We start from the raw sequence: 24,180 nt of genomic DNA, 5'->3' as shown, positions 1-24,180 counted from the left end.
ACAGTTTGGCGCGAGTCAAATCACCGTCTCAGGCGTCGATCTCCTCCTCGTCCACCCGCGCGGCATTCTCCTGGATGAAGGCGAAGCGGTGGGCGGCCTCCTTGCCCATCAGGCGATCGACCAGATCGCGCACCGCCGCGCGTTCCTCATATTCCTGCGGCAGCGTTACGCGGATCATGCCGCGCGTCTTCGGGTCCATCGTGGTTTCACGCAGCTGCTGGGGGTTCATCTCGCCGAGGCCCTTGAAGCGCGCGACCTCCACCTTCTTGCCCTTGAACGCGGTCGCCTCGATGCGGGCGCGATCCTCGTCGTCCTTGGCGTAGAGCGACTTGGCGCCCGCCGTCAGCCGGTAGAGCGGCGGCTGGGCGAGGAAGAGGTGGCCCTTCTTCACCACGTCGGGCATCTCCTGGAAGAAGAAGGTCATCAGCAGGGTGGCGATGTGGGCGCCGTCGACGTCCGCGTCGGTCATGATGACGATGCGCTCGTAGCGGAGCTGGCTGGCATCGCAGCGATCGCGCGTGCCGCAGCCGAGCGCCTGGATCAGGTCGGCGATTTCCTGGTTCGCCAATATCTTGGCGCTGTTCGCCGAGGCGACGTTGAGGATCTTGCCGCGGATTGGCAGCACCGCCTGCGTCTTGCGGTCGCGCGCCTGCTTGGCGGAACCGCCGGCCGAATCGCCCTCGACGATGAACAATTCGGTGCCCTCGGGCGAATCCGAGGCGCAGTCGGTCAGCTTGCCGGGGAGTCTGAGCTTCCGGCCGGAAGTCGCTGTTTTCCTTTTGACGTCACGCTCCGCCTTGCGGCGAAGGCGCTCGTCCATGCGATCGAGCACGTAGCCGAGCAGCGCCTTGCCGCGATCGACATTGTCGGCGAGGAAATGATCGAAATGGTCGCGCACTGCATTCTCGACCAGCCGCGCGGCGTCGGGCGAGGTGAGGCGATCCTTGGTCTGGCTCTGGAACTGCGGATCGCGGATGAAGATCGAGAGCATCAGCTCGGATCCGACCATCACATCCTCGGGTGCGATGTCCTTGGCCTTCTTGTTGCCCGTCTGGTCGGCGAAACCGCGTATGCCCTTGACCAGAGCGGCGCGCAGGCCTTGCTCGTGGGTACCGCCGTCGGGCGTCGGGATGGTGTTGCAGTAATAGCTGTACGATCCGTCCGAATAGAGCGGCCAGGCCACCGCCCATTCGGCCGATCCCTGGCCGTCGGCGAAATCGTGGCGGCCGGTGAAGAAATCGGACGTCGCGCACTCGCGGCCGCCGACCTGCTCCTTCAGGTGATCGGCGAGGCCCCCCGGGAACTGAAAGACCGCCTCGTGCGGGGTGTCGTCGGTCAGGATGGCGGGATCGCACTTCCAGCGGATCTCGACGCCGGCGAACAGATAGGCCTTGGAGCGAACGAGGCGATAGAGCCGCTGCGGCTTGAACTTCAGCTCGCCGAAAATCTCGGTGTCGGGCACGAAGCTGACCGAGGTGCCGCGCCGGTTGGGCGCCGCGCCGATCTTCTCCAGTGGCCCCTGCGGCACGCCCTGGCGGAAGCTCTGCTGGTAGAGTTCCTTGTTGCGCGCGACCTCGACCACCGTCTCGATCGACAGCGCGTTCACGGCCGAGACTCCGACGCCGTGCAGGCCGCCCGATGTCTGATAGGCGCCGCCGGCCGCGAATTTGCCTCCGGAATGGATGGTGGTGAAGATCACCTCCAGGGCCGACTTGCCGGGGAAGTCCGCATGCTCGTCGATCGGGATGCCGCGCCCGTTGTCGATCACCGTCACGCGGTTGCCGGCGCTCAGCGTCACCTCAATGCGATTGGCGTGACCGGCGACCGCCTCGTCCATGGCATTGTCCAGCACCTCGGCGACGAGATGATGAATCGCCCGCTCGTCGCTGCCGCCGACATACATGCCGGGATGGCGGCGGATCGCCTCCAGCCCTTTCAGCACCTGGATCGAGGAAGCGTCGTAGCTCGCGTTGGAGGAGCGGGGCGGGGGGGCGAAAAGATCGTCGTCGTTGGCCATCGCGGGGCAGCATAGACGGGAGGATGCATCCGCGCCAAGCGGCGCGTGCTCGATCCGTTCCGGATGCATCTCCCGCCGTCGCTTACTGGCTGCTTACCATGCTGCGCGCATCACGGGCGCGGGAGGTAATCGGCATGTTGGCCAGAGATGAAGCGCCGGTGATCGGCAGGATGGGGGTGATCGCCGCGGCGGGGGCTGCCGGTCTGGTGCTGGCCGGGTGGATGCGGCTCGCCTCAGGACCGCCGGCAGGGTGGCCCGTGCTGACGGCGCTCGGACTCGCATCGGGTGCCATGATCGTAACGCTGTGCCGGACCGCGATGCCGTCGCAGTTGCGCGGCCTGCTCGTGGCGGCGCTGATCGGCACTCTCTTCTTCGGCGTCGCGCGGGCCGATCCGTTCGGCGGCCACGCAGCGGGCGATCAGGTCGCGCAGGCCGCCGACCAGGCGGCGCAGGACCGTGCCGCGATCGACAGCTACGCGACCGGCGTCGCGGCCACCCCGGCCCCGGGAGGCGGCGGAGCCGAGCTCGCGCTCGCGGCCGGGCGGAACGGCGGCGGCGACTGGGCGCGCGACATCAACGCGACCTGGCGCGACCGGATCGGCGGGCGGCGTGCGCGCGACGTCCGTATCGACGGCTGGGTGGACGAGGAGGGCGGTCCGGACGGTCTGACTCGAGTAGCGGTCGACTGGGGCGTCACCCACCATTTCGCCAGCCGGCACTGCGGGCGGACCAGCAGCGCGGGGCGCGATCGCGCGACGATGATCCAGGCGATCGCCGAGCCGATGGTGCAGGCGGTCGAGCGCACGCTACGCGAAGGAAAGGCCAGTTGCCCGTAAGAAAAATCCTCCCCCATGTGGCGGGGGGAGGATCGGACGATTTTACCGAACTCGCGGGCCACCGTAGGGCAGCGGCGGCGGTGGGCGCCGATCGCGGCGCGGCATCTGCGCCTGATAGGCCTGGCCGCAATGCTGAACGCAATAGGGGAAGCCGGGGTTCACCGGATCGCCGCAGAAATGGAAATCCGGCTCGCCGGGATGACCCAGCGGCCACTTGCAGATGCGATCGTTGAGATCGAGCAGCGAGGTCTTGTCGGCGAACTCGGCCGCCGGCTTTGCGGGCACCAGGCGGCGCGGCGGCGCCGGCGGGATCGGCGACTGCTGCTCACCTGGCTGCTGGCGCTGGAAGCCGCCGGGGCCGATCGAGCGATAGACCGGCTGGTCGGGCTTGGGCTCGGCAGGCGCCGGCGCGGCTGCGACAGGCTCGGGACGAGGCGCAGGCGCGGGGCGCGGCTCGGCCGCGGCGACCGGGCGCGGTTTCGGTGCTTCCACCTTCTCGATCTTCGGGGCCGGCGCCGGCGCAGCCTCACGCGGCGCGGCGGGCGCCGGAGCGGGCGTGCCCGCGTCCTCGTTGCCCTTCACCGGCGACGGGCGGCTCTCAAGCCCGAGGCGATGTGCCTTGCCGATCACCGCGTTGCGGCTGACGCCGCCCAGCTCGTCGGCGATCTGGCTGGCGGTATGGCCCTGGCCCCACAGGCTCTTGAGCTTGTCGATCCGCTCGTCCGTCCACGACATCGTTTGTTTCTACTCCGTATCCCTTGCGGGGGCGGCACCGGAGGCTTAGGTCGCGGCTCATGCTCGACCAGCCCCACAGCACTACGCAGCCCATATTCTCCCCCCCGGGCGAGCCCGTGATCAGACAGGTCAACTGGGGAGGATTGCGCACGCTCTATGTGAAGGAGGTGAGGCGCTTCTTCAAGGTCCAGCTTCAGACGATCTGGGCGCCGGCGATCACGACCTTGCTCTATCTGGTGATTTTCACCGTCGCGCTGGGCGCGCGCGCGCCTGTTCCGGTGGGCGCGACGACCCGTCCCTTCGCCGATTTCGTGGCGCCGGGGCTGATCGTGATGGGCATGATGACCAACGCCTTCGCGAACAGCAGCTTCTCGCTGCTGGTGGGCAAGATGCAGGGCACGATCGTCGATTACCTGATGCCGCCGCTGTCCACCTCGGAGCTGCTCGCCGGGCTGACGCTGGCGGCGGTGACGCGGGCATTTCTCGTCGGCGCCGCCTTGTGGGTGGCGATGGCGCTGTGGCCGGGCGTGCATGTGATGCCCGCCAACATCCTCGCGGTGCTCTGGTTCGGGCTGATGGGATCGCTGCTGCTGGCGTTCCTGGGCGTGCTGACCTCGATCTGGGCGGACAAGTTCGATCACGCCGCCGCCGTCACCAATTTCGTGGTGCAGCCGCTGGCTCTGCTGTCCGGCACCTTCTATTCGATCAGCAAGCTCAAGCCCGCTTTCCAGGCGATCAGCCACCTGAACCCGATCTTCTATGTGATCTCGGGCTTTCGCTACGGTTTCCTCGGCGTCGCCGATTCGACCGTCGAGCTTGGCGCGGTCGTGCTGTTGGCGATCAACGTAGCATTGGGCGTGCTGTGCTACGTGCTGCTGCGCAAGGGCTGGAAGATCAAGAACTGATCCCCTTCGAAAGGGAGCGGGGTTGCGCTCCCTTTCGCCCGGGGCTAGAGGCGCTTTCCTAGAACAAGGCGGCCGCCCACGGCCGCCTTTTTGCGTTCCCGGAGCCGTTCTCCACGATACGAAGAAGGAGTGCCTGCCATGACCATCACGCCTCTCATGCCGGTCTATCCGCGGTGTGGCGTGCGTCCGGTCCGAGGCGAAGGCGCCTATCTGTTCGGCGAGAATGGCGAGCGCTACCTCGATTTCGCCAGCGGCATCGCGGTGAACCTGCTCGGCCACGGCCATCCGAGCTACACCAGGGCGCTGCAGGACCAGGTGGCGACACTGATGCACGTCTCCAATCTCTACGGCAGCCCGCAGGGCGAGGCGTTCGCGCAGCGGCTGGTCGACAACAGCTTCGCCGACACGGTGTTCTTCACCAATTCGGGCGCGGAGGCCGTGGAGTGCGCGATCAAGACTGCGCGCCGCTATCACTTCGCCAGCGGCAACCCGCACAAGAACACGCTGATCTGCTTCAACAACGCCTTCCACGGACGGACGCTGGGCGCGATCTCGGCGACCAACCAGGAGAAGATGCGCGACGGCTTCGAGCCGCTGCTGCCCGGCTTCAAATACGCGCCCTTCGACGATCTCGAGGCGGCGCTGGCGCTGGTCGACGACAACACCGCCGGCTTCCTGGTCGAGCCGGTGCAGGGTGAGGGCGGCATCCGTCCCGCCTCGAAGGAGTTCCTGCAGGGCCTGCGCAAGATCTGCGACGAGCGCGATCTGATGCTGGTGCTGGACGAGGTGCAGTGCGGCGTCGCCCGCACCGGCACTCTCTACGCCTACGAGCAATACGGCATCGAGCCGGACATCATCGCATCCGCCAAGGGCATCGGCGGCGGCTTCCCGATGGGTGCCTGCCTCGCTACCGAGAAGGCGGCCAAGGGCATGGTGATCGGCACCCACGGCTCCACCTACGGCGGCAACCCGCTGGCGATGGCGGCGGGGCAGGCGGTGTTCGACGTTATCCTGGAACCCGGCTTCATGGAGAAGGTCAAGGCCACCGGCGAGCGCCTGCGCGCGACGCTGGAGCAACTGATCCCCAACCACGATCATCTGTTCGAGAGCGTGCGCGGCATGGGCCTGATGCTCGGCGTCAAGATGAAGTCGGACAGTCGCGCCTTCGTAGCCCACGCCCGCGACAAGCACGGGCTGCTGCTGGTCGCGGCGGGCGACAATGTCGTGCGCGTATTGCCGCCGCTGATCATCGAGCAGAGCCATATCGACGAGTTCGCCGGGCTGATGTCCGAAGCCGCGCGGAGCTACACGCCGCCGGCTTGACCTGAACGAAACCCCACCCCGTTCGCCCCGAGGAGGGACTGAGCGGAGCGTAAGCGAAGTCGAAGGCCCGTCTCGAAGGGTGTTGCGTAACATGCTTCGAGACGCCGCTTCGACAGGCTCAGCGGCTCCTCAGCGCGAACGGGATGCTTTTTGAAGGTGGCCTGAGATGACCATCCGCCATTTCCTCGACCTCTCCGATGCCGGTACCGCCGCGATCACCGCGATGCTGGCCGATGCCAAGGCCCGCAAGGCCGCCCGGGCCACGCTGCCCAAGGGCGCGCCGGACCCCGATCGCCCGCTCGAAGGCCGCACGCTGGCGATGATCTTCGAGAAGAACTCCACCCGCACCCGCGTCTCGTTCGACATGGCGATGCGCCAGCTCGGCGGCACCACGCTGATCCTCGATGCCGGCACCACCCAGCTCGGCCGGGGCGAGACGGTGGCGGACACCGCGCGCGTGCTCAGCCGCATGGTCGACGCGATCATGATCCGCACCGACGATCACGCCAAGATCGTCGAGATGGCGCGCCACGCGACGGTGCCGGTGATCAACGGCCTCACCGACGCCTCGCATCCCTGCCAGATCATGGCGGACATGCAGACCGTGATCGAGAGGCGCGGATCGCTGGCCGGCTCCAAATGGGCGTGGCTGGGCGACGGCAACAACGTGCTCCATTCGATCGTCGAGGCGGGCAGCCTGATGGGCTTCGAGGTCGTCGCCGCATGCCCCGAGGGCTACGATCCCGACGTCGACGTGATCGGTGCAGCCACCAACCGGGGCGGCAAGGTCAGGCTCACCCGCGATGCCGCCGAAGCAGCAGCGGGGGCGGACATCGTCGTCACCGACACCTGGATCTCGATGGGCCAGAAGCATGCCGAGGCGAAGCTGGCGGCGATGATGCCCTATCAGGTCACCGCCGAGCTGATGGCGAAGGCAAAGCCCAACGCCACTTTCCTCCACTGCCTCCCCGCACATCGCGGCGAGGAGGTGGTGGATGCGGTGATCGATGGGCCGCAGTCCGCGATCTGGGACGAGGCGGAGAACCGCCTCCATGCGCAGAAGTCGGTTCTGCTGTGGTGCTTCGGGAAGCTGTGAGTGGACATTCCGGCCTTCGCTTCCAATATCCGGCCGGACTTTCCCTGAACCGTTCGCACTGAGCTTGTCGAAGTGCTGTCCTTCCTTGGTGAAGGGAAGGGCAGGGCTTCGACAAGCTCAGCCCGAACGGCTGAGACTTTGGGATGTTGATGGAATGACCACCGAAATCGCCACGCTCGATACCGCGCTCGGCTTCACCATCGCGTCGCGCCATGCGCGCGGGCGCGTGGTGCGGCTGGGGCCTGCGCTAGACGCGATCCTCGCCGCGCACGCCTATCCGCCCGCACTGGCCAAGGTCCTGGCCGAGGCGCTGGTGCTGGCCGCGTTGTTCGGCTCGACGCTCAAGAACGAGGAGGGCCAGCTCACCCTGCAGGCCCAGACCCAGGGCGGTGCGGTCGATCTGCTGGTCGTCGACTATCGCGGCGGGGAAATGCGCGGCTATCTGCGGTTTGATGCCGACAAGGTTGCCGAGATGCCCGCCGAACCTTCCCTGTTCGCCATGTTTGGCAAGGGCTATCTGGCGATCACCTTCGATCAGGAGACGACCGGCGAGCGCTATCAGGGCATCGTGCCGCTGGAGGGCGGATCGCTGGCCGATGCCGCCGAGCATTATTTCGCCCAGTCCGAGCAATTGCCGAGCCTCGTGCGCGTGGCGGTGAAGACGCTCGGCGACGGCACGCACGTCGCCGGCGGCATTCTCGTCCAGCATTTGCCCGAGGGCGAGGAAGGGCGCGAGCGGCTGCACGCCAAGCTCGATCATCCCGAATGGCAGCATGTCGAGGCACTGGCGAACACGGCGCAGGCGGACGAGCTGACCGACATCGGGCTTGGCCTTGACCAGTTGCTCTGGCGCCTGTTCCACGAGGAGGAAGAGGTGCGCATCCTGCCGGTGGCCTCGCTGTCGCGCGGATGCCGCTGCTCGCCCGATCACATCCAGTCGGTGATCGCCCGCTTCCCGCCCGAGGAGCGCGCCGAGATGTCCGACGGGCATGGCTTCGTCCACGTCGACTGCGAATTTTGTGCCAGAAGCTTCCCGGTGGCAATGCCGCCGGCCTGATCCCTTTCGGGGAGGGGCTTTCTGGAGTAGCGCAAGGGTATGACAGACATGCACAGCAATGGCGCGCGCCGGGCGGTCGTCCTCCTTTCGGGCGGCCTCGATTCCATGGTTACCGCCGCGATCGCGAAGGAGCAGGGCTACAAGTTGCTCGCGCTCACCGTGAACTACAACCAGCGCCATCTCGTCGAGCTTGCGTCGGCGCGGCGCATCGCCGCCGCACTGGAGGCGGATCGCCACATCGTCCTGCCGATAGACCTGCGTGCCTTTGGGGGCTCCTCGCTCACCGACGACATCGACGTCCCGAAGGAGGGCGTGCAGCCCGGCATTCCCGTCACCTACGTGCCGGCGCGCAACACGATCTTCCTGTCGCTGGCGCTGGGCTGGGCGGAAGCCTGCGACGGGCGCGATCTGTTTCTGGGCATCAACGCGCTCGATTATTCGGGCTACCCCGATTGCCGGCCGGAGTTCGTCGAGGCGTTCGAGAACCTCGCCGCCAAGGCCACCAAGGCGGGCGTCGAAGGCGATCGCTTCAAGGTTCACGCGCCGCTCCAGCACATGACCAAGGCGGATATCGTCAGGGAGGCGATGCGGCTGGGCCTCGACGCGGGCATGAGCTGGTCCTGCTACGATCCGCAGGGCGGCCAGCATTGCGGCCTGTGCGACAGCTGCCGGTTGCGCCACAAGGGCTTCGAGGAGGCGGGGGTGCTGGACCCGACCTCCTACGCCACGATTCCATGAGCTTCGCGGTCAAGGAAATCTTCCTGACGCTGCAGGGCGAGGGGATCAATGCGGGGCGTAGAGCGGTTTTCCTGCGCTTCGCCGGCTGCAACCTGTGGTCGGGCCGCGAGGAGGATCGCGCGATCGCGCAATGCACCTTCTGCGACACCGATTTCGTGGGGCTGGATGGTGAGGAGGGTGGCCGCTACGAACTGGGCGCCTTGGTGGCGAAGGTGTCGGCGCTGTGGGGCGACATCGGCGACGACAGGCTGATCGTGATGACCGGCGGCGAGCCGATGCTGCAGGTTACTGACGCGCTGGTCGATGCGCTCCACGGCGCCGGCTTCGAGGTGGCGATGGAGACCAACGGCACGCTGCCCGCCGCGCCCGGGATCGACTGGCTGACCGTCAGCCCGAAGGCGGGCACCGAGGTGGTGCAGCGATCCGGGCAGGAGCTCAAGCTGGTCTGGCCGCAGAAAGGGATCGACCCCGAGGCCTTTCGCGGCTGGGCCTTCGATCACTTCCTAATCCAGCCGATGGACGGCGCCGGACGCGATGCCTGGCGCGCCGAGGCACTGCGCTATGTCATGGAGCATCCCGGCTGGCGGCTTTCGGTCCAGACCCACAAGATGCTGGGCATTCCCTGAGCCTTCTCCCGCTTGGGGAGCGGGGCTTCAATCCCGGCTCATGCATTTCTTCTTGAGATCGCCGCGCCTGTCGAAGCAGGTGGGTGGAAAGGCGGGCACCTGCGGATCGATCGCCAGCTGGATCGGCGGCGCCTTGCGGGCATCGATGTCGCCGACATATTGCAGGCTGTTGCGCAGCTCGCGCAATCGCGCGTGCGCGGTGATCTGCAGCGAGCCTTTCGGCTCCATCAGCGCCGACTGGCCGATGCTCGATGCCGTCTGGCAGAAGCCGCGCTGCGCATAGACGGTCGAGAAGCTGCTGTACGATCGCGTGTTGAAGCTGTCGAAGGCCGCATTGATCGCGTTCTGCGTGGCGCCCTTGCCGGCGGTCCGCTTGAAATAGCCCTGGAGCAGCTTGTAGTCGGTCGCCAGTTCCTTGGAATGATGGGTGAGCAGCTGGTTGTAGTTCGCCACCGTCATCAGCGACGGCGCGAACTGGCATTGGAGCGCCGCGAAATTGAGGCCGGCGCGCAGAGTCCAGACCAGCTCGGCATTCACCTCCTGGGAGGTCGCGCCGGGCAGCGGGATGACGATGCCAGGTTCCGTGCCCGTCACCGGCAATCCCCGGAAGTCGGGCGATTTCCAATAGAGCTGGGCCGAAGCGGGGGCGGACAGCAATCCCGAAATGCCAAGCAGCGCCACCGATACACGGCGCGAAGCGAACTTCATCATCATCTCTCCGACAGGCCCTCAGGGCCGATGCAGGGCCGCCATCAACGGCGGATCGCCTGCACACAGCCTTAACCATTTGGGGACGCTCCACAAGATCAGGGGTTCCATGCTGCGCAGCAGAGGCTCGCAAAACTGTGGAAAAGCCGGTCGGGCACATATGCGAACGGGGCCGTCCGGCATCCCGGACGGCCCCGCCGTCACCGCGAAATCTCGCAATGCTTACATGGCGTTGCTGGCATTATCCGCCGGGGCCGCGCCGTTCATGTCGGTCGCGGTCGCGTCGTTGGCGGTCGCATCGAGCGCGCTGGCATCGTTGGCCATGCCAGTCGAGCTGTCCATCGTGTCCATGTTGGTCATGTTGGTGTCGGCGGTGGCGGTGTTGTCGCTGTGGCCGCAGGCGGCGACCAGCAGTGCGCCGACGATGACGATCGAGGAGGTGGCGATCTTGGTGAGAATGCGCATGGGACAAGGTTCCTGTGTCGGGCGTCAGCCCCTGGTTGGCGCCCGGCGCGTCAGGCGGCGGGGCACGCCGAACCGAGGCCAGACAGGAAGGATTCAAAGCCGGATCGCAGCGCCTCGTCAAACTGTTTCACGTCGGCAACCATTCCGAGGTCGGAGAGGCTCGTCACCGGATAGTCGGGCAGGCCGCAGGGAACGATACCGCCGAAGTGGGTGAGATCGGGCGCGATGTTGACGGAAAAGCCGTGCAGTGTAACCCAGCGCCGCACGCGCACGCCGATCGCGCCGATCTTCGCCTCGCGGCCGTGCGCGCTGGTCCAGACGCCGACGCGGCCTTCCGCGATCCACGCCTCAACGCCCAGTTCCGCCAGCGCGTCGATCAGCCATGTTTCCAGCTTGTGTACGAAGCAGCGCACGTCGCGGCCACGTCTGTCGAGATCGAGCACCAGATAGCCGACGCGCTGGCCGGGGCCGTGATAGGTGTATTTCCCGCCGCGTCCGACCGGATAGACCGGGAAGCGATCCGGTGCGATCAACTCGTCCGCCACGGCGCTGGTCCCTGCGGTGTAGAGCGGCGGATGCTCCAGCAGCCACACCAGCTCGCGCGCACTCCGCTCGTGGACGGAGGAGGCGCGCGCCTCCATCTCGGCCAGCGTCTCGGGATAGGGGAGCAGGCCTTCGGAAACCCGCCATTCGATGTCGTCGCCCAGCATGTCGCGCATGCAGATGGCGTGGGATGCGCCCGCGATCAAGCGGCTTGGCGGCGCGCAGCGCTCTGCTAGAGGGGGAGAATGACGGTACGCAAGACGATCCCGCTCGGTGTGGTGTGGGAAGAGGCAATGGCTTTCTGCAAGGCGGAGGCTGCGCTCCTCACCCCACTGGCGCTGCTGGGCTTCGCGCTGCCGGCGGTCGTGCTCTCGCTTCTGATGCCTGACAAGCTGGTCATCGGCAGCCAGCCCCAGCTTGGCGCCTGGATGCTGTGGATCGTGCCCTATGCGCTGTTCAGCATGCTGGGCACGCTGTCGATCTCGGCGCTGACCTCGCGTCCGGGGATCAGCGTCAGCGAGGCGCTGCAGATCGGGTTGCGGCGGGTGCCGACGGGTATCGCCGTCGCGCTCATGGCGCTTGGCCTCGTCGTCGTCGCGCTGGTCCCGGTGATCGTCGTGGGCGTCGTGGAGATGTCTGTGCACGGCAAGCCGGGGCCGTTCACCCTGATCGCGTATCTTGCCGCGCTCGTCGGCTTGATCTGGGTGTCGCTGAGGCTCCTGCCGGTCTGGGCGACGATCGCGACAGGGCAGGTCGGCAGCGCGGAGACCGTCCGCGCCACGCTTGCGGCGACGCGGGAGCGCGCGCCGCTGATGCTCGTGCTACGCCTGATCGCCTGGATCAGCGAGGCGCTCGTCTGGATGGCGATCACGATGCCGGTGGGTGCCGTGCTCAGGGTGGTCGGCCGCGTCACCGGCGCGGGCCGGGTCACCGATTTTATTCTCCTGCTGGTCAGCGCCTGCATAGGCGCCGCGCTCGGGGCGGTGTGGACCGTTTTCGTGGCGATGCTTCAGCGCAGGCTGGCGGGTTTCAGCAGCGGCACCTGAGGCGCGGCCTCTGGAGGCAGGATGCCGATGACGCGGGGATCGGGAAAGGTCTCGATCGCGCGGGCATAGGGCACGAAGCCCTGCGCGCGGTAGAAATTGAGCGCCTTGGGATGATCCAGCGTGCAGGTGTGGACCCACACCCGCTCGATTCCCTTGCGCCAGCATAGCGCCAGCGCCTGGCCCATCAGCCAGCGGCCTTCGCCCTTGCCGGTGAGTTCGGGAACCAGGCCGAAGAACGATAGCTCAGCCTGGCCCGCTTCGCGGAAATCGAGCTCCAGCAGGCCGATCTCGATGCCCTGACGGTCGGTGACGGCATAGATCTCGACCGTCGGATCGTGGATGATCTTCAGCAGCGCCGCCTCGTCCATCACCAGCCGCGAGAACCACAGCCACGGCTCGCCGATCCGGCGGAAGAGCGTGCGGTAGCGATCCGGTGCCGGCTCGCGCCAGCGATCGAGGCGCAGATTGGAGGGCGCCATCGGGCGGGGTTTCGGCCGCTCCAGCATCTGAAGCGAGGTGACGATCGTGGCGATCTCGCCGTCGGTGACGCGGGTGAGGCTCATACTCCGCCAGTCCAAAGAACTCCGTTCGCACCGAGCGAAGTCGAAGTGCGGGCTCCAAGCCCCGCGCCTGCTGCGCGTCCCTCGACTTCGCTCGGTGCGAACGGCGTGGTCGGTTCGGCTGTCATTCCCAGATGGCCCTCGGCGGCAGGCTCATCAGGATCGCGTCGATATTGCCGCCGGTCTTGAGGCCGAACAGCGTGCCGCGATCATAGACGAGGTTGAATTCGGCATAGCGGCCACGCCAAGCCAGCATCTGCCGCTCCTCCGCCTCGGTGAAGGGCAGGCCCAGCCTGCGGCGGACGATTTGCGGGTAGATGGCCAGAAAGGCCTCGCCCACCGCGCGGGTGAAGGCGAAGGCGGGATCGAAGGCCGGCCCTTCGGCATCGAGATGATCGTAGAAGATGCCGCCGACGCCGCGCGCCACGTTCCGGTGGGGGATGAAGAAATAATCCTCCGCCCATTGCGAGAAACGCAGATAGTCGCCGACCGGGGCGTGCGCGTCGCAAGCCTCGCGGAAAGCCGCGTGGAAATCGGCGGTGTCCGCGGCGTAGGGGATCGGCGGGTTGAGATCCGCCCCGCCGCCGAACCAGCGCTTGGTCGTGACGAGGAAGCGCGTGTTCATGTGCACCGCCGGCACATGCGGGTTGGCCATGTGCGCGACGAGGCTGATGCCGGTCGCGAAGAAGCGCGGGTCGTCGCCGGCGCCGTGGATGGTCTTGCCGAACTCGCCCTCGAGCGCGCCGCCGACCGTGGAGACGTTGACGCCCACCTTCTCGAACACGCGGCCCTTCATGACGCCGCGCACCCCGCCGCCGCCATCCTCCCCTGAGGTGTCGACCCGCGACCACGGCGTATATTCGAACGCGGCGCTCGATCCGACATCGCGCTCGATCTGCTCGAATACGTCGCAGATGCGATCCCGCAGGCTCTCGAACCAGCCGCGCGCCGCCTGCTGTTCCGAATCGAGTGGGATCATGTCGGCCAGCCTCCGGTCTGTCGCAGCGCTTCGCCGGCGGCGATCGCGCAGGCGGTGGATAGGTTGAGCGATCGCGCGTCGGCGGCGATCGGGATGCGGACGCGCACGTCCGCCACGTCGTGCACGTGATCCGGCGCGCCCGAGCTTTCGGAGCCGAACAGCAGCACGTCGTCCGGCTCGAACGCGACCTCGGGCAGGCGGACGGCGCTCCGGGTGGTGAACAGCAGCAGCCGGCCGGTCCTGACGCCCAGAAAGGCGTCCCAGTCGGCGTGGCGGACGGCGGCATGGCGTTCAGCATAGTCCATGCCGGACCGCGCCATCGCGCGATCGGAGAAGGCGAACCCGCACGGCTCGATCACGTCCACGGGCAATCCCAGGCACGCACCCAGCCGCAGGACGGCGCCGACATTGCCGGCGATCTCGGGCTGGAAGAGCGCGATCCGCATGCCCGCCCGCTAGGCCATTCGGCCCCTGTTTCGCAAGCGCCACAAAAACGTGGTTGGCAAACCTTGGAATCGGAGGCTATCAGGCCATGCAGCGTAATCCGGGGTACACCGGTGCGCGGTTAGGCTTGGGGGTCAAAGCGCCGGTTTTCGGGGTCATCCTCCAGGCAGAGACTAGGTCTGACTGCCGAGGGTTGATTGCATGGCGACGCTTGAGACTGCCGAAGATCCCAACCAGCGCCCCCCGGTCATCGGCCCGGAGCATGACGAGGGGCAGGGGCCCCGCCGTCGGGATTTCCTGAACATCGCCGCCGTCGCCTTCGCGGGCGTGGGCGGCGTGGCGGTGGTGATCCCGCTGGTCAACCAGATGAACCCGTCGGCCGACGTGCTGGCGCTCGCCTCGATCGAGGTCGATCTTGCGAAGATCGAGGCCGGATCGGGCATCAAGGTCGCCTGGCGCAAGCAGCCCGTCTTCGTGCGCAACCTGACGCCCGCCGAGATCAAGGAGGCGAAGGCGGTCCCCGTGGATTCGCTGCGCGATCCCGAGACGCTCGACGCGCGCACCAAGCCCGGCCACGAGAATTGGCTGATCACCATGGCAGTCTGCACCCATCTCGGCTGCGTGCCGCTCGGCATCACGCCCGGCGAGAATCGCGGCCAGTTCGGCGGCTATTTCTGCCCGTGCCACGGATCGCAATACGATACGGCGGGCCGCATCCGCGCCGGGCCGGCGCCGAAGAATCTCGTCGTGCCGGAATACAGCTTCAAGTCCGCCACCAGCGTCCAGATCGGTTGAGGTAAGAACAGATGAGCTTCCCCTGGGCTGAGCATTACGCGCCGAAGCACCCGCTGATGCGCTATCTGGACGAAAAGCTGCCGCTGCCGCGCCTCGTCTATAACGCGGTGGGCGCCGGCTATCCGGTGCCGCGCAACCTCAATTACTTCTGGAATTTCGGCGTGCTCGCCGGCGCGGCGCTCGCGATCCAGATCATCACCGGCGTGATCCTGGCGATGCACTATGCCGCCAACGGCACGGTGGCGTTCGACAGCGTCGAGCACATCATGCGCGACGTGAACTCGGGCTGGCTGATCCGCTACGCCCACGCCAACGGCGCCAGCATGTTCTTCATCGTCGTCTATACCCACATCTTCCGCGGCCTTTACTACGGATCGTACAAGGCGCCGCGCGAGATGGTGTGGCTGCTCGGCGTCGTGATCTTCCTGCTGATGATGGCGACCGCCTTCATGGGCTACGTGCTTCCGTGGGGCCAGATGAGCTTCTGGGGCGCGCAGGTGATCACTGGCTTCTTCTCCGCCATTCCCGTGGTCGGCGATCCGATCCGCATGTGGTTGCTCGGCGGCTTCGCGCCGGACAACGACGCGCTCAACCGCTTCTTCTCGCTCCACTACCTCCTGCCGTTCGTGATCGCCGCGGTGATCGTGCTGCACATCTGGGCGCTGCACATTCCGGGCTCCAACAACCCGACAGGCGTCGACGTGAAGGGCCCGCAGGATACCGTCCCGTTCCATCCGTATTACACGGCGAAGGACGGCATGGGCCTCGGCGTCTTCCTGATCGTCTTCTCGCTGCTGCTGTTCTTCGCGCCGAACGCGCTCGGCCATCCGGACAATTACATCCCGGCCAACCCGCTCTCGACGCCCGCGCACATCGTGCCGGAATGGTATTTCCTGCCCTTCTACGCGATCCTGAAGTCCTTCACCGGCAACTTCCTCGGCATCGCCGCGAAGCTGTGGGGCGTGATGGCGATGTTCGGATCGATCCTGCTGCTGTTCTTCCTGCCGTGGATCGATCGATCGCCCATTCGCTCGGCCAGCTACCGGCCGATGTACAAATGGTTCTTCTGGGTGCTGGTCGCCGACGTGCTCTTCCTCGGCTATCTCGGCCAGGCCGAGGTGACGCCGACGGTGGTGCTGCTCAGCCAGCTCTGCGCCGGCTATTATTTCTCCCACTTCCTGATCATCATCCCGCTGATCTCGAAGTTCGAGAAGCCGCTGCCGCTGCCCAATTCCATCACCGAAGCCGTGCTGGGCCATCCCGCACCGGCCGCGGCCTGATCAGGGAGACGAACCGATGCTTCGCTTTTTCGCTCCGCTGATCGCGCCGCTGGTCGGCCTGCTCTTCGTCTGCGCGCTGCTCTACGCGGTAATCGCCGCACCGAGCGCGCCGGCCGCCCATCTGGCGTCCGAGGAGTTTCACCTGCCGCCGAAGGACATCCATTATTCCTTCGAAGGGCCGCTCGGCAAATATGACAACCAGCAGTTGCAGCGCGGCTTCCAGGTCTACAAGGAAGTCTGCTCGGCCTGCCACTCGATGCGCCTCGTCGCCTTCCGCGACCTGGAGGAGATCGGCTTCAGCAAGCCCGAGGTGAAGGCGCTGGCCAAGGGCTGGGCGACCGAGACGCCCTCGGTGAACCCGGACACCGGCGAGCCCGCGACCCGCAAGTCGCTGCCGTCGGACTTCATCCCCGGCCCCTATGCCAACGAGACCGCCGCGCGCGCCGCGAACAACAACGCGCTGCCGCCGGACATGTCGCTGCTGGCGAAGGCGCGCGAGGGCGGACCGGCCTATATCGCCTCGCTGGTGACGGGCTATGCCGACGCCAAGACCTTCACCAAGGACGGCAAGTCGCTGATGAAGGAATTCCCGGACTTCAACACGCCGACGGGCCTCCACTTCAATCCCTATTTCGCGAACCTCAACATCGCGATGCCGCCGCCGCTCTCCGCCGACGGTCAGGTGACCTATGCCGACGGCACGAAGGCGACCAAGCTGCAGATGGCGACCGACGTGTCCGCCTTCCTGATGTGGGCCGCCGAGCCGAAGCTGGAAAACCGCCATCGCACCGGCCTCGCGGTGCTGGCCTATCTGGTGATCGCGACTTTGCTGGCTTTCGGTGCCTACCGGAACATCTGGCACGGCAAGAAGCACTGAGACCAGCCTCAGGCTGAGACAAGGGGCCGGCTGCCGCAAGGTGGCCGGCCTTTTTCTTTGCAAAAGGTTTTCCGAAAAGCCGTTCGTGCTGAGGAGCCACTGAGCTTGTCGAAGTGGCGTCTCGAAGCATATGCGCCGCATACCCTTCGAGGCGGGCCTTCGACTGCGCTTACGCTTCGCTCAGCCCCTCCTCAGGGCGAACGGGGTTGGGGACACGAAAGCCGCTTCCCTTCCGCACCACTCCCTGCGATGCAACGCAGCATGACCACCGCCAACCCCGATCTTGCCGCCCTGATCCGCACGATCCCGGACTTCCCCAAGCCGGGCATCCAGTTTCGCGACATCACCACTTTGCTGCTCGACGCCAGGGGCTTCCACGCCTCGATCGAGCGCCTCGCGGCGTCTGCGCCCACGGACATCGACCTGATCGCCGGCATCGAGGCGCGGGGCTTCATCTTCTCCTCGGCGATGGCGACGCATGTGGGCAAGGGCCTCGTCCTGATCCGCAAGGACGGCAAGCTGCCCGGCGCCACGATCGGCGTCGACTATGCGCTGGAATACGGCACCGACCGCGTGGTGATGCACGAGGATGCCTGCGTGCCCGGCCAGAAGGTGCTGCTGGTCGACGACCTCATCGCCACCGGCGGCACCGCGCTCGCGGCGGTGCGGCTGCTGCGACAGGCGGGCGCCGAGGTGGTCGGCGCGAGCTTCGTCATCGACCTGCCGGATCTGGGTGGCGCGGAGAAGCTGCGGGCCGAGGGCGTGCCGGTGACGACGCTGGTGAGCTTCGAGGGGGATTGAGGGGGCGGACCTTGCGGGCCGTCGCACCTCCACCGTCATCGCGAGGCGCGGAACGCGCCGTGGCGATCCAAAGGCTATCGCATGGATTGCTTCGCTGCGCTCGCAATTACGGGAATGGTTGGTTTGGCGACAGGCGGGTTTCGTCGCGGCTTGGCAGGATAACGGCCGTTAGAAGGCTTTCCATCGCACGAGCAGTCCGCGCTGCTTCGCCCAACGAGCCATGCACACCATGCCATCCTTCGGGCGAGTGCTACTAAGGGTCAAGCCGAGCATGTCTTTGTCGAGAAAGACGCCATCTCCCGCTGGGCCGGGTCCATCAACGTTGAAGATGAGCCCGCATATTTTGGTTTGGCTGCGAACCTCTTTGAAGGTCATAGGCTGAACGGCGCTTGCCGCCGCCATAGTGAGAAGCCCAAACAAGCCGATCTCCTCGTCCGCTTTCAGGAGCGTGCCACAGAACGCTCCACGGCTACAACTGGGGCGATTGCCGGCCGTCCGCATTTCGAGTCGGTTGCTCCCCCTCACCACATCGAGGCCGGGTGTAGTCGCTAAATGTAATTTGCTGGGCTATCCCTATACCGCTCCCTGAAAGGGAGGGGAAAGACCCTTTCAATGTAGGATTTCGTCTGTCACGCTTTGCCCGACTCGCCTTCGGGCGGCTACTCTTTCTCAGCGTCGGCTCGAACACCCAAAAGGTCTTTTTTTTGCCCATCAACCCGTCAACTTTGTCAACTTCGCCGGAGCGGCCGATCAGCCCGCTCGCCGCCGGTACAGCACGATCGGCTCGAAGCGCATCACCGGCTCGTCCTGCTGGTTGAACACGGTGGTGCGGCTGCGGACCGACCCCATTGCAGGGCGCTTTTCGGATCGACGAACCTCCAGCACTTCGCTCTCCACGCGCAGCACGTCGCCGGGCTTCACCGGCTTCAGCCAGCGCAAGGCGTCGATGCCCACCGCGCCCAGCGTGCCGCCCTCGCGGGTGTCCGCCTCGGCCACCGTCATCGCCATCGTCATCGCGGCGGTGTGCCACCCGCTCGCCGAGAGCGAGCCGAAATGGGTCTTCGCGGCTGCCTCGTCGGAGAGATGGAAGGGTTGCGGATCCCAGCGGCGGGCGAAGTCCAGCACTTCGTCGCGGGTTACCTCGTAGCGGCCGAAACGGTGGGTCTGGCCGACCTCGAAATCCTCCAGATAGGGCATCCTGCATCTCCTTTGGCGACTGCGTAGCAGATCGCAACGGACTACCCAATCCGGAACAAGCGTCGTCCGCCGCAGGTTGATGCGCCGCTACGGGGCCGGACGAGGGAGTATGAATATGACCGACTATCGCACCACGGATGCCGAGCCTGGCACCCACACCACCATCATCGAGAAGCGCGGCGGCGGCGGGACGATCATCCTCGCCATCGTGCTGCTGGCGGCGGTGATCGTCGGCGCCTGGTACCTGTTCACCGTGGCGCCTGCGCAGACCGCCAAGGACAAGGCGATCACCGGCGCCGCCACCAGCGTCAGCCACACGGCGGACAAGGTGGGCGACGCGGTGGATTCGAACTCGAAGTAACCTAACCCGTTCGCACTGAGCCTGTCGAAGTGCGTGCCGCAGGCGATGTTGCTTGCAGCACGTCCTTCGACTTCGCTCAGGACGAACGGGATATTTTAGGCGCTGTTTTCAGACGTTGAAGCGGAACAGCATCACGTCGCCGTCGTGGACGACATAATCCTTGCCTTCCGATCGCAGTTTGCCCGCGTCGCGCGCGCCGGTCTCGCCGTTGCAGGCGACATAATCGTCATAGGCGATCGTCTCGGCGCGGATGAAGCCGCGCTCGAAGTCCGAGTGGATCACGCCCGCCGCCTGCGGAGCCTTGCTGCCCTTGGCGAGCGTCCAGGCGCGGGTTTCCTTCGGGCCGCAGGTGAAGAAGGTGATGAGGTCGAGCAGCGCGTAACCCGCCCGGATCACGCGGGCGAGGCCGGTCTCGGTAAGGCCAAGGTCGGACAGGAACTCGCCGCGATCCTCGGGCGCCATGGTGGCGATCTCGGCCTCGATCGCGGCGGAGACGACCACCGCCTGCGCACCCTCGGCCTTGGCTTTCTCGAACACGCGGGCGGACAGCGCATTGCCGTCGGCCGCTGCGCCCTCGTCGACGTTGCAGACGTAGAGGACGGGCTTGCCGGTCAGCAGTTGCGCCTGATCGAAGATCGCGGCCTCTTCCGGATCGGACGGTCGGCCGAGGCGGGCGGGCTTGCCGTCGCGCAGCAGGTCCAGCACCGGCGCCAGCACGGCGGCCTGCGCCTTGGACTCCTTGTCGCCCTGCGCGCCCTTCTTGAGCAGGTTCGGCACGCGCCGCTCGAGGCTGTCGAGATCGGCGAGCATCAGCTCGGTCTCCACCGTCTCGGCATCGGCGATAGGATCGACCTTGCCCTCGACGTGCGTCACCTCGCCCTCGAAGCAGCGCAGCACGTGGATGATCGCGTCCACCTCGCGGATGTTGGCGAGGAACTGGTTGCCGAGGCCCTCGCCCTTGGACGCGCCGCGCACCAGCCCGGCGATGTCGACGAAGCCCAACTGCGTCTCGATGATCTTGGCGGAATGCGCGATTTCTGCGAGATTGTCGGCGCGTGGATCGGGGACCGCGACGTTGCCGACGTTTGGTTCGATCGTGCAGAAGGGGTAGTTGGCGGCCTGCGCGGCGGCCGTCTCGGTCAGCGCGTTGAAGAGGGTCGACTTGCCGACGTTGGGCAGGCCGACGATGCCGCAGCGGAAACCCATATTATGCTCGTGCCTTTGCGTGAGGAGGGCGGGGTGCCCATATCGTGCCGGCCAGATAGCGAGTGTGCGATGGATATGCCAGCCGCATGGGGCGTTGGCACTTCATGAGCTTCGTCACGGAGACACCGGTCAAGGAGCGGGCCTGGTCGGCCGGCGGCTCGGCACTGATCGTCGCACTGGTGGGCTATGGCCTGGTCTCCGGGCTGAAGGTCTCGCCGTTCGTGCGCGTGCAGCGGGCGTTGCGGATGATCGACATTATGGCACCGCCGCCGCCCAAGCCGAAGCCCGAGGTGAAGATCGTCCGCCCGATGACGGACCGGGCGAAGGGCAAACCGTCGCCCCCGAATCTCAAGAACAAGGCGACGCCCATCGTCGCCCCGCCGCCGCTGCCCGCGCCGGTCCCGCCGCCGGTCAACGCCGCACCCAAGCCGAACGTCGGGATGGCCTCGGAAACCGGCGCGTCTGATCGTGCCGGCCCCGGCCAGGGCGCTGGCGGCGAGGGCAGCGGCTATGGCGGAGGGGGCGACGGCGACGGCGGGGATACGCCGCCTCGCGCGATCCAAGACCGCATGAAGATATCGTGGCTGCCACCGGACGTCCGCCACATGATCGATGCGACCATGCGGATCGTCCATGTCCGTTACAGCGTCGAAACCGACGGGCATATCGGGACGTGCCAGGTGACGGGAACGAGCGGCAATGCAGCGCTCGACTCAGCGACATGCGTCGCGATCCAGCAGCATTTCCGCTATAAGCCGGCGAAGGATCAGGACGGAACGCCGTTTCGGACCCAGATTATAGACAGTGTCGGATGGCAGATGGACCGCGAGGATTCCGATGAATCCTCGCGGTCCGGACCCTAGCTAACCCGCTCAGCAGCCGTTGCGGCGGTTCTGCGCGGCGTCGTGCTTCTTGTCGAGGTGGCGGCCGAGCAGGGCGCCGCCGACGCCGCCGGCCACCGTGCCGAGCGTACCGCCGCCCAGCGCGTTGCCGACCAGCGCGCCGCCCGCGCCGCCGGCGATCAGGCCCGTGGTGCCGCTCGAACGCTTGCAGTGATAGCGATAGCGGCCGTCGCGACCATAATAGTCATCGTGATGATGGCGGGCGAGCGCCGGGGCCGGCATCGCGACCGGGGTGGCGACGACAGCGGCCATAGCGGCCAGGATGAACTTACGCTTCATGACGGAACTCTCCTTCGTTGCGCCGGATCAACGAAGAACAGCCATAACGGTTTCTCTCTGAACCGCCATTCAGTTTTGCAGGCGTAACGAAACTTCGTTCATGAAGCGGACATCGTCACCGCTCGCGAGGCGGGGAGCCTCGGCCGCGATCGCGCCGAGCATGTCGGCAAGATCGTCCATCTCAGATTTCGCGTAGTTTCCAAGGACATGACCGGTGACCCGATCCTTGTGCCCGGGATGGCCGATGCCCAGGCGCACGCGGCGAAAGGCGTTTCCGATATGCGCCTCTGTCGATCGAAGGCCGTTATGACCGGCGGTGCCGCCGCCGGTTTTCACCTTCACCTTGAACGCGGCCAGATCCAGCTCGTCGTGGAAAACCGTCACGTCGCCGACATCGAGCTTATAGAAGCGCATCGCCTCGCCGATCGCGCGGCCGCTCTCGTTCATAAAGGTGCCGGGCTTCAGCAGCAGAATCTTCTCCGATCCCACGCGACCCTCGCGCACCCAGCCGTGGAAGGCCTTCTTCTCCGGAGAAAGATCGTAGGTTTCGGCGATGGCGTCCGCCGCCATGAAGCCGACATTGTGCCGGTGCATCGCATATTGCGCACCAGGATTGCCGAGGCCCGCCCAGATCTGCATCAGCCGGTTCCCGGTTCCAGTATCCGTTCGCACTGAGCGAAGTCGAAGTGCAGCCACAGCATCGCGTGGCCTTCGACTTCGCTCAGGCTGGACGGAGGTCGCTTAAGCTTCCTCGCCGCCCTCGGCTTCCGCTTCGGCCTCGGAAGCGCCCTCGGCCGACTTCAGCGCCGACGGAGCGGTGATCGTGGCGACGGTGAAGTCGCGATCGTCGATCGCGGCCTTGGCGCCCTTGGGGAGCGTCACGGCCGAGATGTGGATGGACTCGCCCACGTCGAAGCCCTTGAGGCTGACGGTGATCTGGTCGGGAATCTCGGCGGCATCGACGATCAGCTCGACGTCATGACGGACGATCGAGAGCACGCCGCCGCGCTTCAGCCCCGGCGAGGCCTCCTCGTCGACGAAGACGAGCGGCACGTTGACATGGATGGTCGAATGCTCGCCGACGCGGAAGAAGTCGACATGGAGCGGGCGATCGGTGACGGGGTGGAACTGCACGTCCTTCGGCAGCGTGCGGATCGCGGCCTTGTCGGCACCCTCGATCATCACGATCGAGTTCATGAAGTGGCCGGTACCCAGCATCTTGGCGAGCTCGCGCTCGTTGACGCTGATCCCGATCGGATCCTTCTTGTCGCCGTAGATCACGGCGGGGACGCGGCCTTCACGGCGCAGATGACGGGAGGCTCCCTTGCCAGCCCGATCGCGCGTTTCGGCGGACAGCGTCAGCTGATCGCTCATCGCTCAATCTCCAATATAACAGTGTGACATGCCGAACAGGCCTCCAGGGATGACCCTGCACGGCAAGCGGGCGCGCATAGGGGAGATTGCGGGATTCGGCAAGCGCTGCGTGGCTATTCGATCCGCACCGCCTGATAGCCCAGCTTCGCCAGCATCGCTTGCACCGAATCCTGGCCGACGAGATGCCCGGCGCCCACCGCCACCAGCTGCGTGCCGGGCTGGTTGAGCCGCGCCACGATCGCGTCCGCCCAATGCGCGTTTCGCCGCGCGATCAGGACGGTCCGCAGCGCGTCCGACTTCTTCATGTCCTTGTCGAAGCTCCGGGCGATGCCCTTCTCGTCGCCATGCGCCCAGGCGCCCAGCATCTTGCCGAAATCGGCGACGTCGTCGGCCTGCTGATCGACCACGCCCTCCAGGAACTCGCGCTGCTGCGGCTCGGCCATGGTGTCGAAGAAGCCGAGCTGCTGCTCCAGCGTCTCCAGCCCTTCGATGGGCTTGTTGGCGGCACGGAACTCGGCCTTCAGCCGCTCCTCCACGCCGTCCGCCGAGTTGACGCCGAGCGTCTGCACGGTCGCGCCGAATAGCACCATGCCCGCCGCCCACGTCTTCATCTTGTCGAGTGTCGCTGCAGGAACGGCGGACTTCTTCTCCAGATCGGTCAGCGCCGTCCGATATTTGGGATCGATCCGCTCGGCGAGCGGGGCGATTTCGCCCGGTGCCATGCCGATCTTGAACAAGGCGGCGGCAGACTTGGTCGGATCCTGATCGATCACCGCCTCAAGCACGAGCTTGTCGGCGCTGCCGACCACCTTTCGCACCTCCGGCGTCTCCCACTCGAAATTCGGCGGCAGCGCATGGATCGTGCCGAACAGATAGACGGTCGAATTGCCCTTCTGCACGCGCCACACCGCGGGATGCGCCTGCGGCTTCGCGACATGCTGGCGGGCCAGCAGCGCGGAGGGCAAGGCAGGCTGGAGCAGGGCGAGGAAAGCGGCGGCTATCGTGCGCCAGCGAGTCAGCTTCATATCGT

The 24,180-nt window shown here is 66.4% G+C and carries 28 protein-coding genes; 14 read left to right on the top strand and 14 right to left on the bottom strand.

Going from position 1 to position 24,180, the window contains the following annotated elements:
• Positions 1-28: 28 nt before the first annotated feature.
• Complete coding sequence (gene parE, locus HZF05_RS17510) at positions 29-2,017, bottom strand: DNA topoisomerase IV subunit B (RefSeq protein ID WP_160363071.1); 1,989 nt, start codon at positions 2,015-2,017, stop codon at positions 29-31.
• A 134-nt stretch (positions 2,018-2,151) separates the two neighbouring features.
• On the opposite strand from parE, the gene HZF05_RS17505 reads away from it, so the two are divergent.
• The gene (locus tag HZF05_RS17505) at positions 2,152-2,853 is read left to right on the top strand and encodes a hypothetical protein (RefSeq protein WP_160363070.1); all 702 of its coding nucleotides are present in this window, start codon (positions 2,152-2,154) and stop codon (positions 2,851-2,853) included.
• A 42-nt stretch (positions 2,854-2,895) separates the two neighbouring features.
• Here the strand turns inward: HZF05_RS17505 and HZF05_RS17500 are convergent, their stop codons facing one another.
• Positions 2,896-3,588, bottom strand: a complete 693-nt coding sequence (locus HZF05_RS17500; RefSeq protein ID WP_160363069.1) for a GcrA family cell cycle regulator — start codon at positions 3,586-3,588, stop codon at positions 2,896-2,898.
• Between the two features lie 59 nt (positions 3,589-3,647).
• Between HZF05_RS17500 and HZF05_RS17495 the strand changes: the two genes are divergently transcribed.
• From HZF05_RS17495 to queE, 6 genes are all read left to right on the top strand, one after another.
• Positions 3,648-4,493, top strand: coding sequence for an ABC transporter permease (locus tag HZF05_RS17495; RefSeq protein ID WP_160363068.1), 846 nt, complete (start codon positions 3,648-3,650; stop codon positions 4,491-4,493).
• Positions 4,494-4,631: 138 nt separating this feature from the next.
• Positions 4,632-5,816, top strand: coding sequence for an aspartate aminotransferase family protein (locus HZF05_RS17490; protein ID WP_160363067.1), 1,185 nt, complete (start codon positions 4,632-4,634; stop codon positions 5,814-5,816).
• 166 nt (positions 5,817-5,982) lie between these two features.
• Positions 5,983-6,912 (top strand): ornithine carbamoyltransferase, encoded by a 930-nt coding sequence (argF, locus tag HZF05_RS17485; RefSeq protein ID WP_160363066.1) that lies wholly within the window; start codon positions 5,983-5,985, stop codon positions 6,910-6,912.
• A 154-nt stretch (positions 6,913-7,066) separates the two neighbouring features.
• Positions 7,067-7,969: an Hsp33 family molecular chaperone HslO gene (gene hslO / locus HZF05_RS17480; RefSeq protein ID WP_160363065.1), complete on the top strand. Its 903-nt coding sequence runs from the start codon at positions 7,067-7,069 to the stop codon at positions 7,967-7,969.
• A 39-nt stretch (positions 7,970-8,008) separates the two neighbouring features.
• On the top strand, positions 8,009-8,707 hold the full coding sequence (gene queC / locus HZF05_RS17475) for a 7-cyano-7-deazaguanine synthase QueC (protein WP_160363064.1): 699 nt from the start codon (positions 8,009-8,011) through the stop codon (positions 8,705-8,707).
• A complete protein-coding gene (gene queE, locus HZF05_RS17470) occupies positions 8,704-9,333 on the top strand; it encodes a 7-carboxy-7-deazaguanine synthase (protein WP_160363063.1) in 630 nt (209 codons plus the stop codon). The genes queC and queE overlap by 4 nt, the downstream gene beginning before the upstream one ends.
• A 27-nt stretch (positions 9,334-9,360) precedes the next feature.
• Here the strand turns inward: queE and HZF05_RS17465 are convergent, their stop codons facing one another.
• The 3 genes from HZF05_RS17465 to lipB form a co-directional block, all read right to left on the bottom strand.
• The gene (locus tag HZF05_RS17465) at positions 9,361-10,041 is read right to left on the bottom strand and encodes a hypothetical protein (RefSeq protein ID WP_160363062.1); all 681 of its coding nucleotides are present in this window, start codon (positions 10,039-10,041) and stop codon (positions 9,361-9,363) included.
• Positions 10,042-10,263: 222 nt separating this feature from the next.
• Complete coding sequence (locus tag HZF05_RS17460) at positions 10,264-10,506, bottom strand: hypothetical protein (RefSeq protein WP_160363061.1); 243 nt, start codon at positions 10,504-10,506, stop codon at positions 10,264-10,266.
• Positions 10,507-10,556: 50 nt separating this feature from the next.
• On the bottom strand, positions 10,557-11,225 hold the full coding sequence (gene lipB, locus HZF05_RS17455) for a lipoyl(octanoyl) transferase LipB (protein ID WP_160363060.1): 669 nt from the start codon (positions 11,223-11,225) through the stop codon (positions 10,557-10,559).
• A gap of 69 nt (positions 11,226-11,294) precedes the next feature.
• Between lipB and HZF05_RS17450 the strand changes: the two genes are divergently transcribed.
• Positions 11,295-12,095 (top strand): hypothetical protein, encoded by an 801-nt coding sequence (locus HZF05_RS17450; protein WP_160363059.1) that lies wholly within the window; start codon positions 11,295-11,297, stop codon positions 12,093-12,095.
• Here the strand turns inward: HZF05_RS17450 and HZF05_RS17445 are convergent.
• The 3 genes from HZF05_RS17445 to HZF05_RS17435 all read right to left on the bottom strand — a co-directional run bounded on the left by HZF05_RS17445 (position 12,059) and on the right by HZF05_RS17435 (position 14,080).
• Complete coding sequence (locus HZF05_RS17445; protein WP_160363058.1) at positions 12,059-12,658, bottom strand: GNAT family N-acetyltransferase; 600 nt, start codon at positions 12,656-12,658, stop codon at positions 12,059-12,061. The two genes, HZF05_RS17450 and HZF05_RS17445, sit on opposite strands and share 37 nt — an antisense overlap.
• A gap of 121 nt (positions 12,659-12,779) precedes the next feature.
• A complete protein-coding gene (hemF, locus tag HZF05_RS17440; protein WP_160363057.1) occupies positions 12,780-13,634 on the bottom strand; it encodes an oxygen-dependent coproporphyrinogen oxidase in 855 nt (284 codons plus the stop codon).
• Positions 13,631-14,080 (bottom strand): tRNA (cytidine(34)-2'-O)-methyltransferase, encoded by a 450-nt coding sequence (locus tag HZF05_RS17435; RefSeq protein WP_160363056.1) that lies wholly within the window; start codon positions 14,078-14,080, stop codon positions 13,631-13,633. Before HZF05_RS17435 ends, hemF begins: the two co-directional genes overlap by 4 nt.
• A gap of 199 nt (positions 14,081-14,279) precedes the next feature.
• Here HZF05_RS17435 and petA point away from each other — a divergent pair, with 199 nt between their 5' ends.
• From petA to HZF05_RS17415, 4 genes are all read left to right on the top strand, one after another.
• Positions 14,280-14,873: a ubiquinol-cytochrome c reductase iron-sulfur subunit gene (gene petA / locus HZF05_RS17430; RefSeq protein WP_160363055.1), complete on the top strand. Its 594-nt coding sequence runs from the start codon at positions 14,280-14,282 to the stop codon at positions 14,871-14,873.
• 11 nt (positions 14,874-14,884) lie between these two features.
• Positions 14,885-16,153 (top strand): cytochrome b, encoded by a 1,269-nt coding sequence (locus HZF05_RS17425; RefSeq protein ID WP_160363054.1) that lies wholly within the window; start codon positions 14,885-14,887, stop codon positions 16,151-16,153.
• Between the two features lie 16 nt (positions 16,154-16,169).
• Positions 16,170-17,030 (top strand): cytochrome c1, encoded by an 861-nt coding sequence (locus HZF05_RS17420; protein ID WP_160363053.1) that lies wholly within the window; start codon positions 16,170-16,172, stop codon positions 17,028-17,030.
• Positions 17,031-17,291: 261 nt separating this feature from the next.
• The gene (locus HZF05_RS17415; RefSeq protein WP_160363052.1) at positions 17,292-17,831 is read left to right on the top strand and encodes an adenine phosphoribosyltransferase; all 540 of its coding nucleotides are present in this window, start codon (positions 17,292-17,294) and stop codon (positions 17,829-17,831) included.
• Positions 17,832-18,581: 750 nt separating this feature from the next.
• Here the strand turns inward: HZF05_RS17415 and HZF05_RS17410 are convergent.
• Positions 18,582-19,028 carry a MaoC family dehydratase gene (locus HZF05_RS17410; RefSeq protein WP_160363051.1) on the bottom strand — a complete coding sequence of 149 codons (447 nt, stop codon included), beginning with the start codon at positions 19,026-19,028 and terminating at the stop codon, positions 18,582-18,584.
• A gap of 115 nt (positions 19,029-19,143) precedes the next feature.
• Between HZF05_RS17410 and HZF05_RS17405 the strand changes: the two genes are divergently transcribed.
• The gene (locus tag HZF05_RS17405) at positions 19,144-19,389 is read left to right on the top strand and encodes a hypothetical protein (protein ID WP_160363050.1); all 246 of its coding nucleotides are present in this window, start codon (positions 19,144-19,146) and stop codon (positions 19,387-19,389) included.
• 108 nt (positions 19,390-19,497) lie between these two features.
• Here HZF05_RS17405 and ychF read toward each other — a convergent pair whose 3' ends face one another.
• On the bottom strand, positions 19,498-20,595 hold the full coding sequence (gene ychF, locus HZF05_RS17400; protein ID WP_160363049.1) for a redox-regulated ATPase YchF: 1,098 nt from the start codon (positions 20,593-20,595) through the stop codon (positions 19,498-19,500).
• 104 nt (positions 20,596-20,699) lie between these two features.
• Here ychF and HZF05_RS17395 point away from each other — a divergent pair, with 104 nt between their 5' ends.
• Entirely contained in the window at positions 20,700-21,458 is a 759-nt protein-coding gene (locus HZF05_RS17395) for an energy transducer TonB (RefSeq protein WP_160363048.1), read from the top strand.
• Positions 21,459-21,467: 9 nt separating this feature from the next.
• Here the strand turns inward: HZF05_RS17395 and HZF05_RS17390 are convergent, their stop codons facing one another.
• The 4 genes from HZF05_RS17390 to HZF05_RS17375 all read right to left on the bottom strand — a co-directional run bounded on the left by HZF05_RS17390 (position 21,468) and on the right by HZF05_RS17375 (position 24,175).
• The gene (locus tag HZF05_RS17390) at positions 21,468-21,776 is read right to left on the bottom strand and encodes a hypothetical protein (RefSeq protein WP_160363047.1); all 309 of its coding nucleotides are present in this window, start codon (positions 21,774-21,776) and stop codon (positions 21,468-21,470) included.
• A gap of 69 nt (positions 21,777-21,845) precedes the next feature.
• Positions 21,846-22,415, bottom strand: coding sequence for an aminoacyl-tRNA hydrolase (pth, locus tag HZF05_RS17385; RefSeq protein WP_160363046.1), 570 nt, complete (start codon positions 22,413-22,415; stop codon positions 21,846-21,848).
• Between the two features lie 102 nt (positions 22,416-22,517).
• The gene (locus HZF05_RS17380) at positions 22,518-23,150 is read right to left on the bottom strand and encodes a 50S ribosomal protein L25/general stress protein Ctc (RefSeq protein WP_160363045.1); all 633 of its coding nucleotides are present in this window, start codon (positions 23,148-23,150) and stop codon (positions 22,518-22,520) included.
• 113 nt (positions 23,151-23,263) lie between these two features.
• Positions 23,264-24,175, bottom strand: coding sequence for a TraB/GumN family protein (locus HZF05_RS17375; RefSeq protein WP_160363044.1), 912 nt, complete (start codon positions 24,173-24,175; stop codon positions 23,264-23,266).
• Positions 24,176-24,180 lie beyond the last annotated feature (5 nt).

The sequence above is a fragment of the Sphingomonas chungangi genome (genome assembly GCF_013778325.1).
GTDB lineage: Bacteria > Pseudomonadota > Alphaproteobacteria > Sphingomonadales > Sphingomonadaceae > Solisphingomonas > Solisphingomonas chungangi.
Note: the sequence above shows the minus strand (reverse complement) of the source record. Positions and strands in the feature narration are given on the sequence as shown.

Excerpts from the sequence above, each read along its gene's own strand:
- parE (WP_160363071.1), bottom strand. The coding sequence starts at position 2,017 with ATGGCCAACGACGACGATCTTTTCGCCCCCCCGCCCCGCTCCTCCAAC.
- HZF05_RS17505 (WP_160363070.1), top strand. The coding sequence starts at position 2,152 with ATGTTGGCCAGAGATGAAGCGCCGGTGATCGGCAGGATGGGGGTGATC.
- HZF05_RS17500 (WP_160363069.1), bottom strand. The coding sequence starts at position 3,588 with ATGTCGTGGACGGACGAGCGGATCGACAAGCTCAAGAGCCTGTGGGGC.
- HZF05_RS17495 (WP_160363068.1), top strand. The coding sequence starts at position 3,648 with ATGCTCGACCAGCCCCACAGCACTACGCAGCCCATATTCTCCCCCCCG.
- HZF05_RS17490 (WP_160363067.1), top strand. The coding sequence starts at position 4,632 with ATGACCATCACGCCTCTCATGCCGGTCTATCCGCGGTGTGGCGTGCGT.
- argF (WP_160363066.1), top strand. The coding sequence starts at position 5,983 with ATGACCATCCGCCATTTCCTCGACCTCTCCGATGCCGGTACCGCCGCG.
- hslO (WP_160363065.1), top strand. The coding sequence starts at position 7,067 with ATGACCACCGAAATCGCCACGCTCGATACCGCGCTCGGCTTCACCATC.
- queC (WP_160363064.1), top strand. The coding sequence starts at position 8,009 with ATGACAGACATGCACAGCAATGGCGCGCGCCGGGCGGTCGTCCTCCTT.
- queE (WP_160363063.1), top strand. The coding sequence starts at position 8,704 with ATGAGCTTCGCGGTCAAGGAAATCTTCCTGACGCTGCAGGGCGAGGGG.
- HZF05_RS17465 (WP_160363062.1), bottom strand. The coding sequence starts at position 10,041 with ATGAAGTTCGCTTCGCGCCGTGTATCGGTGGCGCTGCTTGGCATTTCG.
- HZF05_RS17460 (WP_160363061.1), bottom strand. The coding sequence starts at position 10,506 with ATGCGCATTCTCACCAAGATCGCCACCTCCTCGATCGTCATCGTCGGC.
- lipB (WP_160363060.1), bottom strand. The coding sequence starts at position 11,225 with ATGCGCGACATGCTGGGCGACGACATCGAATGGCGGGTTTCCGAAGGC.
- HZF05_RS17450 (WP_160363059.1), top strand. The coding sequence starts at position 11,295 with ATGACGGTACGCAAGACGATCCCGCTCGGTGTGGTGTGGGAAGAGGCA.
- HZF05_RS17445 (WP_160363058.1), bottom strand. The coding sequence starts at position 12,658 with ATGAGCCTCACCCGCGTCACCGACGGCGAGATCGCCACGATCGTCACC.
- hemF (WP_160363057.1), bottom strand. The coding sequence starts at position 13,634 with ATGATCCCACTCGATTCGGAACAGCAGGCGGCGCGCGGCTGGTTCGAG.
- HZF05_RS17435 (WP_160363056.1), bottom strand. The coding sequence starts at position 14,080 with ATGCGGATCGCGCTCTTCCAGCCCGAGATCGCCGGCAATGTCGGCGCC.
- petA (WP_160363055.1), top strand. The coding sequence starts at position 14,280 with ATGGCGACGCTTGAGACTGCCGAAGATCCCAACCAGCGCCCCCCGGTC.
- HZF05_RS17425 (WP_160363054.1), top strand. The coding sequence starts at position 14,885 with ATGAGCTTCCCCTGGGCTGAGCATTACGCGCCGAAGCACCCGCTGATG.
- HZF05_RS17420 (WP_160363053.1), top strand. The coding sequence starts at position 16,170 with ATGCTTCGCTTTTTCGCTCCGCTGATCGCGCCGCTGGTCGGCCTGCTC.
- HZF05_RS17415 (WP_160363052.1), top strand. The coding sequence starts at position 17,292 with ATGACCACCGCCAACCCCGATCTTGCCGCCCTGATCCGCACGATCCCG.
- HZF05_RS17410 (WP_160363051.1), bottom strand. The coding sequence starts at position 19,028 with ATGCCCTATCTGGAGGATTTCGAGGTCGGCCAGACCCACCGTTTCGGC.
- HZF05_RS17405 (WP_160363050.1), top strand. The coding sequence starts at position 19,144 with ATGACCGACTATCGCACCACGGATGCCGAGCCTGGCACCCACACCACC.
- ychF (WP_160363049.1), bottom strand. The coding sequence starts at position 20,595 with ATGGGTTTCCGCTGCGGCATCGTCGGCCTGCCCAACGTCGGCAAGTCG.
- HZF05_RS17395 (WP_160363048.1), top strand. The coding sequence starts at position 20,700 with ATGAGCTTCGTCACGGAGACACCGGTCAAGGAGCGGGCCTGGTCGGCC.
- HZF05_RS17390 (WP_160363047.1), bottom strand. The coding sequence starts at position 21,776 with ATGAAGCGTAAGTTCATCCTGGCCGCTATGGCCGCTGTCGTCGCCACC.
- pth (WP_160363046.1), bottom strand. The coding sequence starts at position 22,415 with ATGCAGATCTGGGCGGGCCTCGGCAATCCTGGTGCGCAATATGCGATG.
- HZF05_RS17380 (WP_160363045.1), bottom strand. The coding sequence starts at position 23,150 with ATGAGCGATCAGCTGACGCTGTCCGCCGAAACGCGCGATCGGGCTGGC.
- HZF05_RS17375 (WP_160363044.1), bottom strand. The coding sequence starts at position 24,175 with ATGAAGCTGACTCGCTGGCGCACGATAGCCGCCGCTTTCCTCGCCCTG.